Source organism: Pseudomonas sp. SWRI111 (assembly GCF_014268555.1).
Classification (GTDB): domain Bacteria; phylum Pseudomonadota; class Gammaproteobacteria; order Pseudomonadales; family Pseudomonadaceae; genus Aquipseudomonas; species Aquipseudomonas hamedanensis.
Window position 1 is genome coordinate 178,014 of the sequence record NZ_JABWQQ010000009.1, and the last position, 18,260, is coordinate 196,273.

The following is an 18,260-nucleotide window of genomic DNA, read 5'->3' on the forward strand; positions in this document are numbered from 1 at the left end:
TACCGGCAATTTACCGCAACGAAGGCCCGTGGAAACCCATCCACATCGCCAACTGCTCAGCCACGCTGGCACCGAGCTTTTTCGAGAAGCGGTCGAACGGCGATTCCTCAACAGTGAAATCCACCAGTTCTTTCTCGCCAATCACGTCACGCGCCACCGAACTGGCATTGCCCAGACCATCGATCAACCCCAACGGCAAGGCCTGTTCGCCGGACCAGACCAGCCCGGAGAACAGCTCCGGATGCTCTTTATCCTTCAGGCGATCGCCGCGCCCCTGCTTCACGCTATTGATGAACTGCTTGTGCGTGGTATCCAGCACGCTCTGCCAGAATGCAGTTTCCTCAGGCTTTTGCGGCTGGAACGGATCGAGGAATGCCTTGTGCTCGCCCGAGGTGTAGGTGCGGCGCTCGACGCCAAGTTTTTCCATGGTACCGACAAAACCATAGCCGGCCGCCGTTACCCCAATCGAACCGACGAGACTGGCCTTGTCGGCGTAGATCTGGTCCGCCGCGCTGGCGATGTAGTAGGCACCGGACGCACCGAGATCGGAAATCACCGCGTACAGCTTGATCTCCGGGTGCAGCCCCCGCAGGCGCTTGATCTCATCATAGACATAACCGGACTGCACGGGACTGCCGCCCGGGCTGTTGATGCGCAGAATCACGCCCTTGACCTTCTTGTCCTCAAACGCCGCCCGCAGACTGCCGACAATGTTGTCGGCACTGGCCGGCTCCTTGTCGGCGATCATGCCGTTGATGTCGATCAATGCGGTGTAATTCGTGCCGCGCGCGGCAGTCTTTTCCATGTCCATCAGCGGCGTGAACAGAATCAACGCAACAAACAGATAAACAAACGTCAGCAGCTTGAAGAAAATCCCCCAGCGCCGCGAGCGACGTTGTTCCTGCACACCGGCAAGCAGCGTCTTTTCCAGCAGCTTCCAGCTTTTTGCGTCACCGTCGTCGGCACTTGCCTTGGCCGGTGCTTTCCATTCGTCGGTCATGCCATCTACCCCAACAAAAATCTATTAAGCCCGCTGGCCCAGCCAGGCATGCAATTCAGAAAAACGATCGATCGACAGGCGCGGCTCGAACTGCTGCAGGGATTCGATCGATTGCGCGCCATAACTGACCGCCACCGAATCCATCCCCGCGTTACGCGCCATCAGCAGGTCGAATGACGAATCTCCGACCATCAACGCCTGCTCCGGGCGCACGCCGCAGTGGCTGACGATCTGCTCAAGCATCAGAGGGTGTGGCTTGCTGGCAGTTTCATCGGCAGCACGGGTGATATCGAAATAATCGTCCCAGCCGTTGGCCTTGAGAACGCGGTCCAGCCCGCGACGATTCTTGCCGGTCGCGACCGCCAGGTGATAGCCCTGCTCGCGAAACGACGCCATCGACTCGACGACGCCTTCAAACAACGGCGAAGGCACGGCTTCTGCCGCGATGTAGTGATCGGCGTAGTACTCGCGAAACGCGAGCATTTCAGCGTCGCTGATTTCGGGGTACAGGGTGCGAATCGCTTCCGGCAGGCCGAGGCCGATGATGCCCTTGACGGCGAAGTCATCGCGCAGCTCGAAGCCGGAACGCCCGGACGCCGAGTGCATGGCCTCAACGATCCGATGGATGGAATCGGCGAGGGTGCCATCCCAATCGAAAATCAGCAGTTTGTAATCAGATGGGCGCACTCAATCGCTCCACGGTCTTGGCCCACATTTCATCGACCGGTGCTTGCAGGGTCAGCTTGCCGCCATCCGGCAGCGGCACGGTCAGCATGTAGGCGTGCAGGAACAGGCGCTTGCCACCCAGATCACGGATTTCCTTGGTGAAATCGTCATCGCCGTATTTGCTGTCGCCGGCAATACAGTGCCCGGCATGCAGGGTGTGCACGCGAATCTGGTGAGTACGCCCGGTGACAGGCTTGGCCTCGACCATGGTCGCGAAGTCGCCGAAGCGGCGCAGCACCTTGAACACGGTCAGGGCTTCTTTGCCTTCTTCGTTGACTTCGACCATGCGCTCGCCGGAGCGCAGATTGCTCTTGAGCAATGGCGCACGGACTTGCTTGATCGAGGTGGCCCAGTTGCCTCGGACCAGTGCCATGTAGCGCTTGTCGACGCCATCGCCGCGCAACTGCTCGTGCAGGTGACGCAACATGCTGCGTTTCTTGGCAATCATCAGCAGGCCGGAGGTGTCCCGGTCGAGACGGTGAACCAGCTCCAGCTCCTTGGCATCGGGACGCAACTGACGAAAGGCTTCGATCACGCCGAAATTCAAGCCGCTGCCACCGTGAACCGCAATGCCGGCGGGCTTGTTGATCACGATCAGGGCTTTATCTTCGAAGACGATCGAGGCTTCCAGGCGCTGTAACAGCCCTTGGGCCAGCGGCACCGGCTCGTCGCGCTCAGGCACGCGAACCGGCGGTACGCGCACGATATCGCCGGCCTGCAGCTTGTATTCAGGCTTGATCCGACCTTTGTTCACGCGCACTTCGCCTTTGCGCAAAATGCGGTAAATCAAGGTCTTGGGCACGCCTTTGAGCCGGGCGAGGAGAAAGTTGTCGATTCGTTGGCCGGCATACTCCGGCGAGACTTCAAGCAGTTGAACGCCTGGAGTCGAAGGGGCAGTAGTTGTCATGCCGCGGATGATAACAATTTTTATGGAATTGAAGCACTTAATCATTGCTGCTATAGTCGCGAACGCCGCCAAAAGCGGCCTGGACAGCGGAACCACGGTCAAAGACCGGCCCTGACCAACGCAATTCACCAGGGCGCGAGGCCGTCCTACGGGGCTTTCGCTACGTAACGGTGGAGTCTGCAGTTGTAACGAGCGCAGGTGACATGAGGCCTGAATTACACCGCCGAGCAGAGTTTTCACTCGCCTGGCAGGCAAATATTCACGGCCAGTTCACAAAGTGCAGTCAGCTGCAAATGACCCCGAGCGAAGACTTCGGAAACATCGCCTGAATTAGCCATGATGCGTGACCTCCCCTTTCGGAGCTCACGGTAAATGCCAACCCGCTGCGGATTCTGCGCGCGGCAGCACCCGAATTATCAGGGATACGTGTAGGGTGGAGATGCACAACCGCCGGACTGTGTAGCAACAGGTTTGATCAAGACGCTTCATCTCGTCCACAGCCGCTGGTTGATTCCTCCTCCTGACTGAGTGCTTAAGTAGCCACAGCAAGCAGGACGCGTACGTCGCGGTATCGGCCCAATTGGCCTGACATCGCTGGACACGGGAATGGCCAACCACTCCCGACGCACCTGACACCGACCGTGAGAAGTCGTGTGTGCCGAACGCCGTTTCCGGCAGCCCGGAAACCGACGGTACTACATGAAAAGAATGCTGATTAACGCAACTCAACCCGAAGAGTTGCGTGTTGCACTGGTAGATGGCCAACGCCTCTACGACCTGGACATCGAATCCGGTGCACGCGAGCAGAAAAAGGCCAACATCTATAAAGGCCGTATCACTCGCATCGAACCAAGCCTTGAGGCTGCCTTTGTCGATTTCGGCTCCGAGCGCCACGGCTTCCTGCCCCTCAAAGAAATCTCCCGCGAATACTTCAAGAAAGCCCCTGAAGGCCGCGTCAACATCAAGGACGTCCTGAGCGAAGGCCAGGAAGTCATCGTTCAGGTCGAGAAAGAAGAACGTGGCAACAAGGGCGCCGCCCTGACCACTTTCATCAGCCTGGCCGGTCGTTACCTCGTGCTGATGCCGAACAACCCGCGTGCCGGCGGTATCTCCCGTCGCATCGAAGGCGAAGAACGCAACGAACTGCGTGAAGCGCTGAACGGTCTGGTCGCTCCAGCCGACATGGGCCTGATCGTGCGCACCGCCGGCCTTGGCCGCAGCAGCGAAGAAATGCAGTGGGACCTCGATTACCTGCTGCAACTGTGGACCGCCATCAAAGAAGCCTCTCTGGATCGCTCCGCGCCATTCCTGATCTACCAGGAAAGCAACGTGATCATCCGCGCCATCCGCGATTACCTGCGCCAGGACATCGGCGAAGTGCTGATCGACAGCGTTGAAGCCCAGGACGAAGCCCTGACCTTCATCCGCCAGGTGATGCCGCAGTACGCCAGCAAGATCAAGCTGTACGAAGACAGCGTGCCGCTGTTCAACCGTTTCCAGATCGAAAGCCAGATCGAGACCGCTTTCCAGCGCGTCGTCGAATTGCCTTCCGGCGGCTCCATCGTCATCGATCCGACCGAAGCCCTGGTGTCCATCGACATCAACTCGGCGCGCGCCACCAAAGGCAGCGACATCGAAGAAACCGCCCTGCAGACCAACCTTGAAGCCGCCGAAGAAATCGCCCGTCAGTTGCGCCTGCGCGACATCGGCGGCCTGATCGTCATCGACTTCATCGACATGACCCCGGCCAAGAACCAGCGCGCCGTGGAAGAGAAAGTCCGCGAATGCCTGGAAGCCGACCGCGCCCGCGTGCAGATCGGTCGCATCTCGCGCTTCGGCCTGCTGGAAATGTCCCGTCAGCGCCTGCGTCCATCGCTGGGCGAAAGCAGCGGCATCGTCTGCCCGCGTTGCAACGGCACCGGCATCATCCGTGACGTTGAATCGCTGTCGCTGGCGATCCTGCGCCTGATCGAAGAAGAAGCGCTGAAAGACCGCACCGCTGAAGTCCGCGCGCAAGTGCCGATCCCGGTCGCCGCGTTCCTGCTCAACGAAAAACGCAACTCGATCACCAAGATCGAACTGCGCACCCGCGCGCGCATCGTCATTCTGCCGAACGATCACCTCGAGACGCCGCACTTCGAAGTTCAGCGCCTGCGTGACGACAGCCCGGAAGCTGCGACCAACCAGTCCAGCTACGAAATTGCTGCGGCCGCGGCCGAAGTCGAAGAAGTCCAGCCAGCCGCCGCGACCCGCACCCTGGTTCGCCAGGAAGCTGCGGTCAAGACAGCGCCGGCCCGCGCCAACGCTCCAGTGCCAACCGAAGTCGCCGCCGCTGCGCCGGCCCCGGCTCCGGTCGCCGCGCCAGAACCAAGCCTGTTCAAAGGCCTGGTGAAGTCGCTGGTCAGCCTGTTCGCCACCAAGGAAGAGCCTGCTGCACCGGTCGCCGTTGAGAAACCGGCCACCGAGCGTCCGGCCCGCAACGAAGAGCGTCGCAACGGTCGTCAGCAGAGCCGCAACCGTAACGGTCGCCGCGATGACGAACGCAAGCCGCGCGAAGAACGTGCCCCGCGTGAAGAACGCGCACCGCGTGAGCCGCGTGAAGAGCGTCAGCCACGTGAAGCCCGCGAAGTGCGCGAGCCTCGTGAAGCTCGCAGCGAAGCACCGGCAGCCCGTGAAGAGCGCGCACCACGTGCTCCGCGTGAAGAACGTGCACCGCGTGCACCGCGTGAAGACCGCAAGCCACGTGGCGAGCGTGAAGAACGCGTGCGTGAACTGCGCGAGCCACTGGACGCCGTGCCAGCCGCAGCCGCTGCTGCCGTGACCGCTGAAGAGCGTCCGGCCCGTCAGCCACGCGAAGAGCGCGCCCCGCGTCCGCCGCGTGAAGAGCGCCAACCGCGCGCCGAGCAGGCCGCAGCTGCCGTCGCTGAAGAAGAAGTCAACACCACTAACGAAGAGCAACTGCCGGAAGATGGTCAGGACAACGCCGAAGGCGATCGTCCACGTCGTCGCTCCCGCGGTCAGCGTCGTCGCAGCAACCGTCGCGAGCGTCAGCGCGATGCCAATGGCAACGTGATCGAAGGTTCGGAAGAATCCGAGTCCGGCGAAAACGCTGAAGCCCCAAGCACTGCCGATCTGGCTGCCGGCCTGGCAGTCACCGCCGCTGTTGCCAGCAGCGCGATCAGCGCTCCGGCTGAAGCCCAGGCTCACGAGCAGGCTGAACGCGCCACCGCTGCTACTCTGGAAACCGCTCCAGTAGAAGCGCCGGTTGTCGAAGCGACTACCCCGGTGCAAGTGACTGCCGCGCCGGAAGTCGAAGTGGCCCCTGCTCGCGAAGCTCAACCTCAGGTTGAAACGGCTCCTGAAGCTGTCGCTGAAGCGCCAACGGCAATCACTGAGCCAGCGGTTGAAACCGTAGCTGAAACAGTGACCGAGACCGTGCGTGAAGTTCGCGAAGAGCAGACTGCGTTCAACTGGGTTGCCGAGCCAGCTGTCACCGAAACTCCAGCGCCGGTCGCTGAAGCCGAAGTACCGCCAGCCATGGTTTCCGAGCCAGTAGTCGCCGCGGCTGAACCAGCGCCAGTGGTTGAAGCACCGGTTGTCGAAGCGCCGGCCGTTGTCGAAGCGCCAGCTCCGGTAGTTGAAGCGCCGGCTCCAGTCAGCGCCCTGACGCCAAACGGCCGCGCGCCCAACGACCCGCGTGAAGTGCGTCGTCGCAAGCGTGAAGCCGAGCGTCTGCAGAAGGAGGCCGAACTGGCTGCCGCTGCTGCGCCGGTCGCCGCCGAACCCGCCGCTGCGGCTGACGTGGTCGAGGCAGCGCCTGCCCCGGTCGCTGAGCAGGCATCGGTTGAAGCGGTGATCGCTGAAGCACCACGCTCCGTTCAGGACGCGGTTGAACAGCGCGAAGAGGCTCAGGAAAAAGAGCACGAGCCTAAACCGCTTGTCTGATTACTGAAGCTCAATAAAAAGCCCCGCCTGGTAAAAGCCAGGCGGGGCTTTTTTATGTACGCAATCCAGACCGCACCGATGTTCATTGTAGGAGTGAGCCTGCTCGCGATAGCAGTGTGTCAGTCAGCACATCTTTAGCTGAACCACCGCTTTCGCGAGCAGGCTCACTCCTACAGGGAACTATGCAGGGCTCAGGATTGAGGAAATACCAGAGATTCAGGCACATCGATATCCCACAACACCCCGGGATCCTCCACCGCCACTTCCACCACCCTTCCCTGCGCAAACAACGGCCGAGCCCCACGATCGCCGGTCAGCGCCTGCAACTGCGCGCCAAACCCACGTCCAAACCCCACCGGATGACCAAACTCGCCACCCAGCACCGGCACGCTCACCGCATCATCGGCCATCGCCGCGACCACCTGTTCAATACTCGATGGCAGGATAAACGGCATGTCGCCAAGGATAATCAACCAGCCATCCGCATCGGCACACGCAGCAACACCGGCCGCAATGCTGTCGCCCATTCCGGTCGATTCGATCGACACGACGTCGCAGCCATAAGCCTGCGCCATGCGCATCGCCTGCGGCCGTGCTTCAGTGGTCACCAGCACACGCTTGTCGAGGCTGGTCGGCAAATTCACCAGCACCTGCTCAATCACCGAACGCACCGCGCCGTCGCGCCCCGTACAGTCAGCCAGCAATTTGTCCTTATCAGGGCCGGCGACCTGGCGAAAGCGACTGCCCTCGCCCGCCGCCAGCACAATCACTGCGATGGATCGGCTCATACGCCCTCCAGCGGTTTCTTCTGTTTCAGCTCTACACCGTTCTTGATCGCGACAATCTCCGCCAGCAAGGACAAGGCGATCTCCGCCGGCGAGTGGCTGCCAATGTGTAAACCGATCGGCCCGTGCAGGCGATCGATCGACGCTTGCGACAAGCCTAGCTCAGCGAGGTTTTCCCGGCGTTTGCGGCTGTTGATCCGCGAGCCGAGCGCACCGACGTAGAAGGCCGGCGAATCCAGTGCCGTGAGTAACGCCATGTCATCCAGACGCGGATCATGGGTCAACGCGACAATCGCCGTACGCTCGTCGGTCTGGATGTTCAACACCGCCTCGTCCGGCATGCCGGCCACGAATCGACCGTGCTGCTCTTCCCAACCGTAGACAAACTCAGTGCGCGGATCGCAGATCAGCACTTCGAAATCCAGCAGCCGCGCCATGTCCGCAACGTAGCGCGACAACTGCCCGGCGCCGATCAACAACAAGCGCCAGCGCGGGCCGTAAATCGCCCGCAGGGTCTTGCCGTCGAACACCAGCGAATCGGCTTTATTCGCCGGCGCAAGGACCACCTCACCGGTGTCGATGTTCAGCTCGCGAGCGACAATTTCATGGTTTTCACAACGCTGCAGCAGTTCGGCCACCCACGCCGGATCGCCAACACGCTCCTCGGTCAAACGCAGGGTGCCTCCGCAAGGCAGGCCGAAACGCGCGGCCTCCTCGCGGGTCACACCGTAGGTGATCATCTGTACCGGCGGGCCGTCGGTGGCGATCCGGCCGTCGTGCAGCCGGGCGATCAAGTCATCCTCGACACACCCGCCCGACACCGAACCGATCACCACACCATCCTCGCGCAATGCCAGCATGGCGCCAGGTGCCCGGGGCGCGGTGCCCCAGGTCTGGACCACGCTGAACAGCACCACCCGCTGTCCGGCGCGACGCCATTCCAGCACGCTGCGCAAGACATTGAGATCGACGCTGTCCATTACGCTTCTGCCTTTTGCCAGCCCTGCAACTGATAACGCACTGGCAGATTGCGGATGCGCTTGCCGGTAGCGGCAAAAATCGCATTGCACAGCGCCGGCGCAATCGGTGGCACGCCCGGTTCGCCAACCCCGCCCAATGGCACTTCACCGGGCGGCGTGACCAGATGCACGGCCACTTCTTTCGGCGCCAGCGACATGCGCGCGACTTCGTACATATGGAAGTTGTCCTGCTGGACCTTGCCGTCCTTGAAGCTGATTTCGCCCAGCACAGCATTGCCCAGGCCCATGACACAGGCGCCCTCGAACTGCGAACGAATCCGCTCGGGGTTGATTTGCGGCCCGCAATCGACAGCAATATCTGCCTTGTGCACGATCAGCGTGCCGTCGTCCTTGACCTCGACTTCGATCACCGCTGCCACGTAGGTGACGAAGCTGTAATGCACCGCCAGGCCGAGACCACGGCCCTTGGGCAGTTTGCGCCCCCATCCGGCGGCTTTGGCCGCAGTTTCCAGTACGGTGCGCATGCGCCCGGTATCGATCGGATAGCGCTCAGGGGATTCGCCGTAGTTCCACTCCTCGCTCAGCGTGCGCGGATCAATCTGCCGATCCGGACCCAGCAGCTTGATCTGGTACTTGAGCGGATCTTGCCCGGCCTTGTGTGCCAGCTCATCGACGAAACTCTGGATCGCAAAACCATGGGGAATGTTCGATACCGAGCGATACCAGCCAACCCGCGTGTGCACCCTGGCTTCGGGGTTCTCCAGACGCACGTTGGGAATCGCATAGGCCATGTTGGTGAAGCCCATGCCCAGTTCGAACGCCGCCTCATGGTTCATGTCCGGCGCGAACAACGCGGTGATGCTCGGGGCCACGGTGCGATGCAACCAGCCGGACGGCATGCCGTTCTTGTCGACGCTGGCCTTCAGGTACTCGGCCGACACGGTGTGGAAATACGAATTGTGGATATCGTCTTCACGCGTCCACTGCACCCGTACGGCCTTGCCCGGAAACTCCTTGGCGAGGATTGCCGCTTCAACCACGAAGTCCGGTTTCGACTTGCGGCCGAAACCACCGCCAAGCAGCGTCACATTGAAGGTGACCTTGTCGAACGGCACGCCCAGGCGCTCGGCGATGCGCTCACGGGTGACTTGCGGTGCCTGACTCGGCGCCCAGGCTTCGCACACGCCGTCCTGGAAACGGGCAATGGCAACCATCGGCTCCATCGGCGCCTGCGCCAGATGCGGCAAGTAATAAGACGCCTCGAGCGTGCTGGCGGCGCCGCTCAAGGCCTTGTCGATGTCACCGGTGTTGCGCACCACTTTGCCGGGTTTCAGCGAAGCCGCTTCAAGCTCCTTGCGATAGGCGATCGAGTCATAACTGGCATTCGGGCCATCATCCCACTCGATCTTCAGCGCCTCGCGGCCCTTGATCGCCGCCCAGGTATTGCTCGCGACGACGGCCACGCCGCCCAGTGGCTGGAACTCCGACGGCAACGGACGGCTTTCGATCTGAATCACTTTTAGCACGCCGGGCACTTTCAGCGCGGCGCTGTCATCCAGGCTTTTGACCTTGCCGCCATAGACCGCCGGGCGGGCGATGGTGGCGTAAAGCATGCCATCGAAATGCACGTCGGCACCGTACACCGCACGGCCATTGACGATGTCGGCACCGTCGATGGCCTTGGTGCCTTCCTTGCCGATGTAGCGAAATTCCGACGGCTGCTTCAGGCGCAGGCTGTCACGCGCCGGTACCGCCAACGCACTCGCGGCAGCGGCGAGTTCGCCATAGCCCAGCTCGCGACCGGACGGTTTATGGATGACTTTGTGTAGCTGCGCGTGGCATTCGCCGACCGGCACTTTCCACTGCGCGGCGGCCGCTTGCTCAAGCATGGTCCGCGCGGCCGCACCGCAACGACGCATCGGCTCATACCAATGGCGCATGCTGCGCGAACCGTCGGTGTCCTGATTGCCGAAACGCACTTCATCGCCCGGCGCTTGCTGCACTTTGACCTGAGCCCAATCAGCCTCCAGCTCATCGGCCACGACCATGGTCAGGCTGGTGCGCACGCCCTGGCCCATTTCCGAACGGTTGCACACCACGGTGACGCTGCCGTCGGCGGCGATGCTCACATAAACCTTGGGGTCGTCGATCCAGCCATTGGGCATGCCGTCGGCGCCAAATTTCTTCGGCGCGTCTTCGGCCAATGCATCCTGCCAGCCCCAGCTCGCGGCCAGGACCAGCGCTCCGGTGGCGCCGACGCCTTTGAGAAAGCCACGACGGCTGAGGTTGCTCAGGGCGAAATCATTCGGAAGGCGGCTCATGCCTTGGCCTCCTTCAGGTGGGTGGAGGCTTGACGAATGGCCGTCTTGATCCGGTTGTACGTACCGCAGCGGCAAATATTGCCGACCATGGCTTCTTCGATCTGCTCGTCACTGGGGTTCGGATTGGTTTTCAACAAAGCGGTGGCGGACATGATTTGCCCGCCCTGGCAATAACCGCATTGTGCAACGGCGCTGTCGAGCCATGCCTGCTGGACGACCTTGCCGATCGGGTCGGCGTGCAGGTTGTCGATGGTGGTGACGTTCTGGCCGACTACCGAGCCGATCGGCGTGATGCAACTGCGCGCCGGTGAACCGTCGATATGGATGGTACAGGCGCCACACAGGCCCATGCCGCAGCCGAATTTGGTGCCGTTGTAACCGGCGACGTCACGAATCGCCCATAACAGCGGCATGTCTTCGGTGACATCGAGAGAATGGTCTTGACCGTTGAGTTTCAGGGTAATCATGGGCACGCCCGCATAGTTATTGGAGGTTATGGGGTCGAGCAATCTGCCGCCGGAAAATCAGCGGTGGGTTCGCGCAGATCGACTCAGGCTAATCAGGCTCTCTTGTACCGACGATGACGTCTGCACCGGGCCTTTGGTGGAGCAAATGGGTGGTATCGTTAGCTCGCTAAGTTAACCCAGCATTAACAAAAAAGCCCTGCACTTTTTTATCAGTGCAGGGCTTTTGATGGCGTTGGCAAAGCGTAGCCTTAATACCGATTCGGCTCCATCTCCAGCTCGACATTGAAACGCTCGGCAATGTCTTTCTGGATCCGTTGCGCCAGGTCGAGCAGTTGCAGCCCGGTCGCCGCGCCATAGTTGACCAGCACCAGCGCCTGCAATTTATGCACGCCGGCGTCGGCCTCGCGAAAGCCTTTCCAGCCGGCGCGCTCGATCAGCCATCCGGCAGCGAGTTTCATCTGCCCGTCCGGTTGCGCATAAGCCACCACATCCGGGTGCTGCTGCTTGATCTGTGCGACCACGGCGGCAGGCACCAGCGGATTCTTGAAAAAACTCCCAGCATTGCCGAGCACCGCCGGGTCCGGCAGTTTTTCGCTGCGGATGCTGCAAATGGCGCGGCTGACGTCGGTGGGCGTCGGTTGCTCGATGCCCTGCTCGCTCAGGCGCTGACGCACCGGGCCGTATTCAAGATGCAGATGCGCGGCGCGATCAAGGTTAAAGCGCACCCGCAGGATCAGCCAGCGCCCCGGCTGCTGTTTGAACAGGCTGTCGCGGTAAGCGAAGTTGCACTCTTGCAAGCTGAAATCGCGCAGCTCGCCGGACTGGCGATCCAGCGCGGTGAGACCGGCGAACACATCCTTGATCTCGACGCCGTAGGCGCCGATGTTCTGCATCGGCGCAGCACCGACGGTGCCGGGGATCAAGCTGAGGTTTTCCAGACCGGAAAAACCCTGGGCCAGTGTGTGTTGCACAAACGCATGCCACGGCTCGCCGGCTTCCGCTTCGATCACCACGTGGTTGCCGTCATCGCTCAGCACGCGAATGCCCCGCGTGGCCATGCGCAAAACCAACGCCTGGATATCCGCGGTCAGCAGCAAGTTGCTGCCGCCACCGATGACCAGCAACGGCAGCTCATGGGATTTGGCGTAGTTCAGCGCTTCGCGCACATCGGCATCGCTGTGGGCTTCGGCAAAAAATCGCGCGCGAACATCCACACCAAAGCTATTGAACGGCTTCAGGGAAACCTGCGATTGCACCTGCACACTCATAACCGGCCCTTCACTTCGATCAGCAGTTGGTCGCAAGCCGCTTCGATCAGGTCCAGCACTTGCTCGAAACCCTGGTCGCCGTCGTAATACGGGTCCGGCACCTCATCGACCAGACCGGCGTAGCGACGCAGGAACAGATCCAGTTCGGCCTTGCCGGTAGACGGTTGCAAGGCCTTGAGGTTGCGCAGGTTGCTGTTGTCCATCGCCAGAATCAGGTCGTAGCTGGCGAAGTCGGCGCGGCTGACCTGTTGCGCGCGTTGCAGCGACAGGTCATATCCGCGCAGTTTCGCGGCGGCCTGACTGCGTTTGTCCGGCGGATTGCCGACATGCCAGTCGCCGGTCCCCGCAGAGGCTACTTCAACCTGATCCGCCAGCCCCGCTTCGCGCAATTTATGGCGCAACACACCTTCGGCCGTGGGCGACCGGCAGATGTTGCCCAGGCACACAAACAGAACGCGCATCACGCCTCCAGCAGGCGGCGAACGCGCTCAAGGTCTTCGATCGTGTCGACACCGGTCGGCGGCGCGATCAGCGCATCGGCGACATGAATGCGCACGCCATGCCACAGGGCACGCAGCTGTTCGAGCGATTCGGTGTTTTCCAGCCAGCAAGGGCCCCAGTTAACGAAATCCTGCAGGAAACCGGCGCGGTAGGCGTAGATGCCGATGTGGCGGCGATAGGGGACGCCTTCCGGCAGTTGCTCGCGGCTTTTGGCGAACGCATCGCGCGCCCACGGCAGCGTGGCACGGCTGAATGTCAGCGCCAGGCCATTGAGGTCGCTGACGACCTTGACCACGTTCGGGTTGAACAGCGTCTCGACGTCTTCGATCGGCTCGGCCAGCGTCGCCATCCGCGCTTCGGTGTGGGCGGCCAGGTTGGCCGCGACCTGATCGATCACGCTCGGCGGAATCAGCGGCTCGTCGCCCTGCACGTTGACTACGATTGCGTCCGGCTCAAGGCCCAGCTTCGCCGCCACTTCGGCCAGACGATCGGTGCCGGAATTGTGATCTTCACGGGTCAGCACCACTTCAGCGCCGAACCGCTTGCAGGCCTCGACGATGCGCGCATCGTCAGTCGCGACCACAACCCGGCTGGCGCTGCTTTTGCTCGCCTGTTCCCAGACGTGCTGGATCATTGGCTTGCCGCCGATATCCAGCAGCGGTTTGCCCGGCAGACGGGTCGAGGCGTAACGCGACGGAATGACAACGGTGAAGGCAGTGGTCATTTATCCAGACGCTCGTCGGTGGTCAGGGTGCGGGCTTCGCTTTCCAGCATCACCGGGATGCCGTCACGGATCGGGTACGCCAGACCGGCGCCCTTGCTGATCAGTTCGGTCTTGTCGGCGCTGAGCTTGAGCGGGCCTTTGCACACGGGGCAGGCGAGGATGTCGAGCAATTTGGTGTCCATGAACATTCCCAGGAAAAAAGAGTTAAGGCAAAAGACGATCCGGCAACAGGCGTATCAGCTGTGTATCGAACCAGGCCACGAAGGCCGGCGACGGCACGGCATCGACCGCCAGATACCACCAGTCGTCCGCAGCGAAGGCACGGCACTTGACCGCGTCCTTTTCGGTCATCACCAACGGCAATGACGGGGTGAAATTCAAGGCTTGCACGCTGTATTCGGCGTGGTCGGCGAACGCATGGGGCACTGCGCGCCAGTCTAGCGCTTCGAGGGTATTGAAGAAACGTTGCGGATTGCCGATGCCGGCGACCGCGTGCACGGCCTGGCCTGCCGGGAAATGATCGAGGGGCTTGCGCTCGCCGCTGCGCAGATGGACCAGCGCGGTGGGTTGCAGGCGAAAGGCGAAACCATCGTCGCGATCATTCAGAGCACCGTTGAACAGCACGCCGTCGACACTTTGCAGACGCTCGATCGGCTCGCGCAACGGTCCGGCCGGCAGGCAGCGTTTGTTGCCGAGGCCACGGGCGGCATCGATCAGCACCAGTTCCAGATCCCGCGCGAGGCGGTAATGCTGCATGCCGTCGTCGGAGAGGATCAGATCGAGCGGCTCACTGGCGAGCAGGGCTTTGACGGCGGCGCTGCGATCAGGGTCGATCATCAGCGGCACGCCGGTGCGCTGGACGATCAGCAGCGGCTCGTCACCGGCAACTTCGGCGCTGTGCCCGGCCTCGACCCGCCACGGCAGTTGCGATGGCTTGGCACCATAACCGCGACTGACCACACCGACTCGCAGTCCACGGCGGCGGCAATGCTCGATCAGCCAGAGAATCATCGGCGTCTTGCCGGTGCCGCCGACGGTGATATTGCCGACCACGATCAACGGCACCGGCGACTGATAGATTTCACCTTCGCCGTCGAGAAAGCGCTGACGCTTGTTGACCACCACGCGGCGGTAAAGCATTTCCAGCGGCCGCAGCAGCGTCAGGGCCGGGTGCCCCTGGTACCACGCAGCGAGCAAACGATCGGACAGGCTCATCAGGATTTCGGCGCCGCCTCGACCGTCGTCATGCGCAGATGGCTGAAACCGAGCTTGCCGGCCGCGTCCATGGCGGTGATCACTGATTGATGCTGGGCCTTGCCATCGGCACTGATCGACAACGGCATGTTGGTGTCGCCGTTGGATTCTTTCTGCATGGCTTCCATCAGCGTTGCCAGATCGTTTTTCGGCAGAATCTTGTTGTTCACCGAGAACACGCCTTCGGCACTGATCGCAACGTCGAGCTGTTTGACCTGCTGGTCTTCGGCCGGCGAGCCGCTGACGGCTTCCGGCAGGTCCACGCGCAGCTGGGTTTCACGGGTGAAGGTGGTGGTCACTACGAAAAACAGCAGCAGGATGAACACCACGTCGATCAGCGACGCGAGGTTGATGTCCACGGTTTCCCGGGGCTTGCGACGGAATTTCACGCTTTGCCCTCAGAGAGGTCGACGTCACGGTCGCCCTGCACCACTTCGACCAGTTTGATTGCTTCCTGCTCCATGCCGACCACCAGCTCATCGATACGACGTTGCAGGAAGCGGTGGAAGAATACCGCCGGAATGCCGACCATCAGGCCCGCTGCGGTGGTAATCAGCGCCTTGGAGATACCGCCCGCCAATACCGAAGCGTTGGTGGTCATGCCGGAACCGGTGAACGCACTGAAAATGTCGATCATGCCCAGCACGGTGCCGAGCAAACCGAGCAGCGGCGCCATGGCCGCGATGGTGCCGAGGGCGTTGATGTAGCGTTCAAGTTCATGAATGACCCGTGCGGCGGCCTCTTCGATGCACTCTTTCATGATCTCGCGACCATGCTTGGAGTTAGCCAGGCCGGCCGCGAGGATTTCCCCCAGCGGCGAGTTGGCGCGCAGTTCCTTGAGTTTTTCCTTGTTGAGCTGCTTGTCCTTGATCCAGACCCAGACCTGGCCCAGCAAATGCTCGGGGGTGACGCGACTGGCGCGCAGGGTCCACAGACGCTCGGCGACGATCGCCATGGCCGCGATGGAACTCAGAATGATCGGCAACATCATCCAGCCGCCGGATTTGACCAATTCCCACACAGTGACAGTCCCCTCGAAAAAGTGCGCCACTTTACCATACCGATTGGCGTTTAAGACCCGCTGCCCCGACGACCGTGAGGTGGCATCCATGCTGGCACCGATCAACGGCCGGGCGCAGGCGGATCACGCCAGAAACGCCGCTGTTGACGCATCGTCCACGGTGGTTTGAAGCGACCCAGTTGCAAATGAATGGCACCCTGCTCGGCGCTGTCGTAGATGCGCAGGCCTTGCTTGCGGTAGCGCGCAAGCACGGTCGGATGCGGGTGACCGAAGGCATTGCCGTGGCCTCGGGAGATCAGTACCGATTGCGCTTGCAGCGCGTTGAGCAGGGCCATCGATGATGAACTGCGGCTGCCGTGATGCGGCGATTGCAGCCATTGCGTCGGCACCGCCAGAGGGCTGTCGAGCAGGAGGCGTTCGGCGTGCGTGTCGATGTCGCCCGTGAGCAACAGGCGTTCGCCGTTGGCCTCGATTTGCAACACACAGGAACGCTGATTACTGTCATCAGCGTCCAACCATTGCCAGAGCTGGAACTGCACGCCATCCCACTGCCACTGCTCGCCACTTTCACAGGCTGCGGCGTTCAGTTCCGCCGGCAGGTTTAGCGGATCGCCGCTGACGATCCGCGCCACCGGCAAGCCGCGCCTCACCGCCCGGGCACCGCCGGCGTGATCGGCATCGGCGTGGCTGAGCAGCATCAAATCGAGCTTTTGCACATTCAGTTTGCGTAGCGCAGGCAGCACCACGCGTTCGCCCAGATCAAAATCACCGACACGCGGACCGGCGTCATACAGAACCGTGTGGTGGCGGGTGCGAATCAGGATGGCAAGACCTTGGCCGACGTCGAGTTGCCAGATATCGGCCTGCCCTTCTTCTATTGGTTCTCGGGGCGGTAGCACCAATAGCACCATCAGCGGCCAGCCCAATGGGCGCAGCGGTACGCCACGGGGCAAAAGCAATAAGACCGCGCCGAGGCCGCCCACCGCCAATGCCCAGAATGGAATGGCTGCGGGTATCCATGCCGGCCATTGTCCGGCGATCAGCGCAAGCCCGACAAACAGCCAGTCGATCAGGCCGCCCGCCAGCCACAGCAGCCCTTCGCCAACATAGGGCACGGGCAATAACAACGTTCCGAGCAATGCCGGCGGCAGCACCACAAGGCTGACCCAAGGCACCGCCAGCAGGTTCGCCAACGGCCCGCTCACGCTGATCGGCAGGCTCAAGGCCAGCAACACCGGGCACAACCCGATTGCGATCAACCACTGCGCGCGCGTCCAGGTCTGCCACCAGCGCCACGCGCCCAGCCGCCCGCCGAAGGTGAGAATCAGTACCGCCACCGCAGCAAAGGACAGCCAGAACCCAGGCCGCAAACTCGCCAGCGGATCAAGCAACAGCACGCCGTTGAATGCTAGCAACAACGGCCACCATGCACCGAGATGGCGAAAGCGCAGGCGCCATAACAGCACCAGCGCCACCATCACACAGGCGCGCTGCACCGGCACATCGAACCCGGCGAGCAGGCCATAACCGAGCGCTGCGGCGAATGCCAGACCGCAGGCCCACGGCAGCCAGGGCCAGCGCAGCGGCCACAACCCGTAGCGCGCCAGCCCGGCGACCAGCAGATACACCACGGCCGCGAGCAAACCAATGTGCTGGCCGGAGATCACCAGCAAATGCACGGTGCCGGTGTCCTGCAGAATTTGCCAGTCCTCGCGGCTGAGACCGGAACCATCGCCCAGCACCAGCGCGGCCAGCGCGCCCTCGCGTCCCTGTGCATCCGCTGCCAGCAAGCGCTGACGAAGACTGTCGCGCCAGGCATTGCGGGCTGGCGTGAGGCGTTGGCCGTCCTTGATCGTACCCGTCGCGCCGATGCGCTGCGCCAACAGCCAGGCCTCGTAATCGAACGCGTCTGGATTGAGCAGGCCACCGGGGCGCTTCAACTTCACTGCCAGGCGCCAGCGCTCACCGCTTTTCACTGGCGGTCCGGCGTACCAGGCCAGGCGCATCAGCGACGGCAGCTTTGCATGGCGTGAGCGCGCATCGGCCAGCTCGAAACGCACCACCCCGTCACTGCTCTCCGGCAAGCCGACCACCCGCCCTTCGAGCCAGCGGGTTTCGCCGTCCAGGCGCGGCGGCAAGCGATCGTTCAGCGCCCACTGCGCGCCGATGCAGGCCCAGGTGAAGCCAAACAGAAAACACGCCAATGGATAGCTGCGAAAGGGCAGCAGCATCAACGCCACCACTGGCAGCACCACCAACAAACCGACCGGCGGCAAGGCCGGCATGAAAACCGGGGCCAGCAGACCGACTGCCAGCGCCATCATCCCTGTGCGCATATGCCCGTCCTTGAGAGTCCCCACC

The 18,260-nt window shown here is 62.1% G+C and carries 16 protein-coding genes; 1 reads left to right on the forward strand and 15 read right to left on the reverse strand.

Features of this window, described 5'->3' with window-relative positions; genetic code table 11:
• Positions 1-10: 10 nt before the first annotated feature.
• The 3 genes from sppA to rluC are packed head-to-tail and all read right to left on the reverse strand — an operon-like array spanning position 11 to position 2,633.
• The gene (gene sppA / locus HU755_RS13350) at positions 11-1,000 is read right to left on the reverse strand and encodes a signal peptide peptidase SppA (protein ID WP_186633280.1); all 990 of its coding nucleotides are present in this window, start codon (positions 998-1,000) and stop codon (positions 11-13) included.
• A 24-nt stretch (positions 1,001-1,024) separates the two neighbouring features.
• Positions 1,025-1,687: an HAD-IA family hydrolase gene (locus tag HU755_RS13355; RefSeq protein ID WP_101156199.1), complete on the reverse strand. Its 663-nt coding sequence runs from the start codon at positions 1,685-1,687 to the stop codon at positions 1,025-1,027.
• Entirely contained in the window at positions 1,674-2,633 is a 960-nt protein-coding gene (gene rluC / locus HU755_RS13360) for a 23S rRNA pseudouridine(955/2504/2580) synthase RluC (RefSeq protein ID WP_126365426.1), read from the reverse strand. The genes HU755_RS13355 and rluC overlap by 14 nt, the downstream gene beginning before the upstream one ends.
• Before the next feature lie 699 nt (positions 2,634-3,332).
• Between rluC and rne the strand changes: the two genes are divergently transcribed.
• Positions 3,333-6,578 (forward strand): ribonuclease E, encoded by a 3,246-nt coding sequence (gene rne, locus HU755_RS13365; RefSeq protein WP_186633283.1) that lies wholly within the window; start codon positions 3,333-3,335, stop codon positions 6,576-6,578.
• A gap of 191 nt (positions 6,579-6,769) precedes the next feature.
• Here rne and HU755_RS13370 read toward each other — a convergent pair whose 3' ends face one another.
• The 12 genes from HU755_RS13370 to HU755_RS13425 all read right to left on the reverse strand — a co-directional run bounded on the left by HU755_RS13370 (position 6,770) and on the right by HU755_RS13425 (position 18,235).
• The gene (locus tag HU755_RS13370; protein WP_186633286.1) at positions 6,770-7,366 is read right to left on the reverse strand and encodes a nucleotidyltransferase family protein; all 597 of its coding nucleotides are present in this window, start codon (positions 7,364-7,366) and stop codon (positions 6,770-6,772) included.
• Positions 7,363-8,343: an XdhC family protein gene (locus tag HU755_RS13375; protein ID WP_186633290.1), complete on the reverse strand. Its 981-nt coding sequence runs from the start codon at positions 8,341-8,343 to the stop codon at positions 7,363-7,365. Before HU755_RS13375 ends, HU755_RS13370 begins: the two co-directional genes overlap by 4 nt.
• Positions 8,343-10,664 carry a xanthine dehydrogenase family protein molybdopterin-binding subunit gene (locus HU755_RS13380; RefSeq protein WP_186633293.1) on the reverse strand — a complete coding sequence of 774 codons (2,322 nt, stop codon included), beginning with the start codon at positions 10,662-10,664 and terminating at the stop codon, positions 8,343-8,345. Before HU755_RS13380 ends, HU755_RS13375 begins: the two co-directional genes overlap by 1 nt.
• A complete protein-coding gene (locus tag HU755_RS13385; protein WP_186546958.1) occupies positions 10,661-11,131 on the reverse strand; it encodes a (2Fe-2S)-binding protein in 471 nt (156 codons plus the stop codon). Before HU755_RS13385 ends, HU755_RS13380 begins: the two co-directional genes overlap by 4 nt.
• Before the next feature lie 248 nt (positions 11,132-11,379).
• The gene (murB, locus tag HU755_RS13390) at positions 11,380-12,399 is read right to left on the reverse strand and encodes a UDP-N-acetylmuramate dehydrogenase (RefSeq protein WP_186633296.1); all 1,020 of its coding nucleotides are present in this window, start codon (positions 12,397-12,399) and stop codon (positions 11,380-11,382) included.
• Positions 12,396-12,860 (reverse strand): low molecular weight protein-tyrosine-phosphatase, encoded by a 465-nt coding sequence (locus tag HU755_RS13395; protein ID WP_186546956.1) that lies wholly within the window; start codon positions 12,858-12,860, stop codon positions 12,396-12,398. The genes murB and HU755_RS13395 overlap by 4 nt, the downstream gene beginning before the upstream one ends.
• Positions 12,860-13,624 carry a 3-deoxy-manno-octulosonate cytidylyltransferase gene (gene kdsB / locus HU755_RS13400; RefSeq protein ID WP_186633299.1) on the reverse strand — a complete coding sequence of 255 codons (765 nt, stop codon included), beginning with the start codon at positions 13,622-13,624 and terminating at the stop codon, positions 12,860-12,862. The genes HU755_RS13395 and kdsB overlap by 1 nt, the downstream gene beginning before the upstream one ends.
• A complete protein-coding gene (locus HU755_RS13405; RefSeq protein ID WP_003179363.1) occupies positions 13,621-13,806 on the reverse strand; it encodes a Trm112 family protein in 186 nt (61 codons plus the stop codon). Before HU755_RS13405 ends, kdsB begins: the two co-directional genes overlap by 4 nt.
• A gap of 22 nt (positions 13,807-13,828) precedes the next feature.
• The gene (gene lpxK / locus HU755_RS13410; RefSeq protein ID WP_186633302.1) at positions 13,829-14,839 is read right to left on the reverse strand and encodes a tetraacyldisaccharide 4'-kinase; all 1,011 of its coding nucleotides are present in this window, start codon (positions 14,837-14,839) and stop codon (positions 13,829-13,831) included.
• The gene (locus HU755_RS13415) at positions 14,839-15,267 is read right to left on the reverse strand and encodes a biopolymer transporter ExbD (protein ID WP_016771006.1); all 429 of its coding nucleotides are present in this window, start codon (positions 15,265-15,267) and stop codon (positions 14,839-14,841) included. The genes lpxK and HU755_RS13415 overlap by 1 nt, the downstream gene beginning before the upstream one ends.
• Complete coding sequence (locus HU755_RS13420) at positions 15,264-15,899, reverse strand: MotA/TolQ/ExbB proton channel family protein (protein WP_186546953.1); 636 nt, start codon at positions 15,897-15,899, stop codon at positions 15,264-15,266. The genes HU755_RS13415 and HU755_RS13420 overlap by 4 nt, the downstream gene beginning before the upstream one ends.
• Before the next feature lie 101 nt (positions 15,900-16,000).
• Positions 16,001-18,235 (reverse strand): DNA internalization-related competence protein ComEC/Rec2, encoded by a 2,235-nt coding sequence (locus tag HU755_RS13425; RefSeq protein ID WP_186633305.1) that lies wholly within the window; start codon positions 18,233-18,235, stop codon positions 16,001-16,003.
• Between the last annotated feature and the right edge of the window lie 25 nt (positions 18,236-18,260).

Bases quoted from the DNA above. Each gene is read 5' to 3' on its own strand.
- sppA (WP_186633280.1), bottom strand. From the start codon at position 1,000: ATGACCGACGAATGGAAAGCACCGGCCAAGGCAAGTGCCGACGACGGT.
- rluC (WP_126365426.1), bottom strand. From the start codon at position 2,633: ATGACAACTACTGCCCCTTCGACTCCAGGCGTTCAACTGCTTGAAGTC.
- rne (WP_186633283.1), top strand. From the start codon at position 3,333: ATGAAAAGAATGCTGATTAACGCAACTCAACCCGAAGAGTTGCGTGTT.
- HU755_RS13370 (WP_186633286.1), bottom strand. From the start codon at position 7,366: ATGAGCCGATCCATCGCAGTGATTGTGCTGGCGGCGGGCGAGGGCAGT.
- HU755_RS13375 (WP_186633290.1), bottom strand. From the start codon at position 8,343: ATGGACAGCGTCGATCTCAATGTCTTGCGCAGCGTGCTGGAATGGCGT.
- HU755_RS13380 (WP_186633293.1), bottom strand. From the start codon at position 10,664: ATGAGCCGCCTTCCGAATGATTTCGCCCTGAGCAACCTCAGCCGTCGT.
- HU755_RS13385 (WP_186546958.1), bottom strand. From the start codon at position 11,131: ATGATTACCCTGAAACTCAACGGTCAAGACCATTCTCTCGATGTCACC.
- murB (WP_186633296.1), bottom strand. From the start codon at position 12,399: ATGAGTGTGCAGGTGCAATCGCAGGTTTCCCTGAAGCCGTTCAATAGC.
- HU755_RS13395 (WP_186546956.1), bottom strand. From the start codon at position 12,860: ATGCGCGTTCTGTTTGTGTGCCTGGGCAACATCTGCCGGTCGCCCACG.
- kdsB (WP_186633299.1), bottom strand. From the start codon at position 13,624: ATGACCACTGCCTTCACCGTTGTCATTCCGTCGCGTTACGCCTCGACC.
- HU755_RS13405 (WP_003179363.1), bottom strand. From the start codon at position 13,806: ATGGACACCAAATTGCTCGACATCCTCGCCTGCCCCGTGTGCAAAGGC.
- lpxK (WP_186633302.1), bottom strand. From the start codon at position 14,839: ATGAGCCTGTCCGATCGTTTGCTCGCTGCGTGGTACCAGGGGCACCCG.
- HU755_RS13425 (WP_186633305.1), bottom strand. From the start codon at position 18,235: ATGCGCACAGGGATGATGGCGCTGGCAGTCGGTCTGCTGGCCCCGGTT.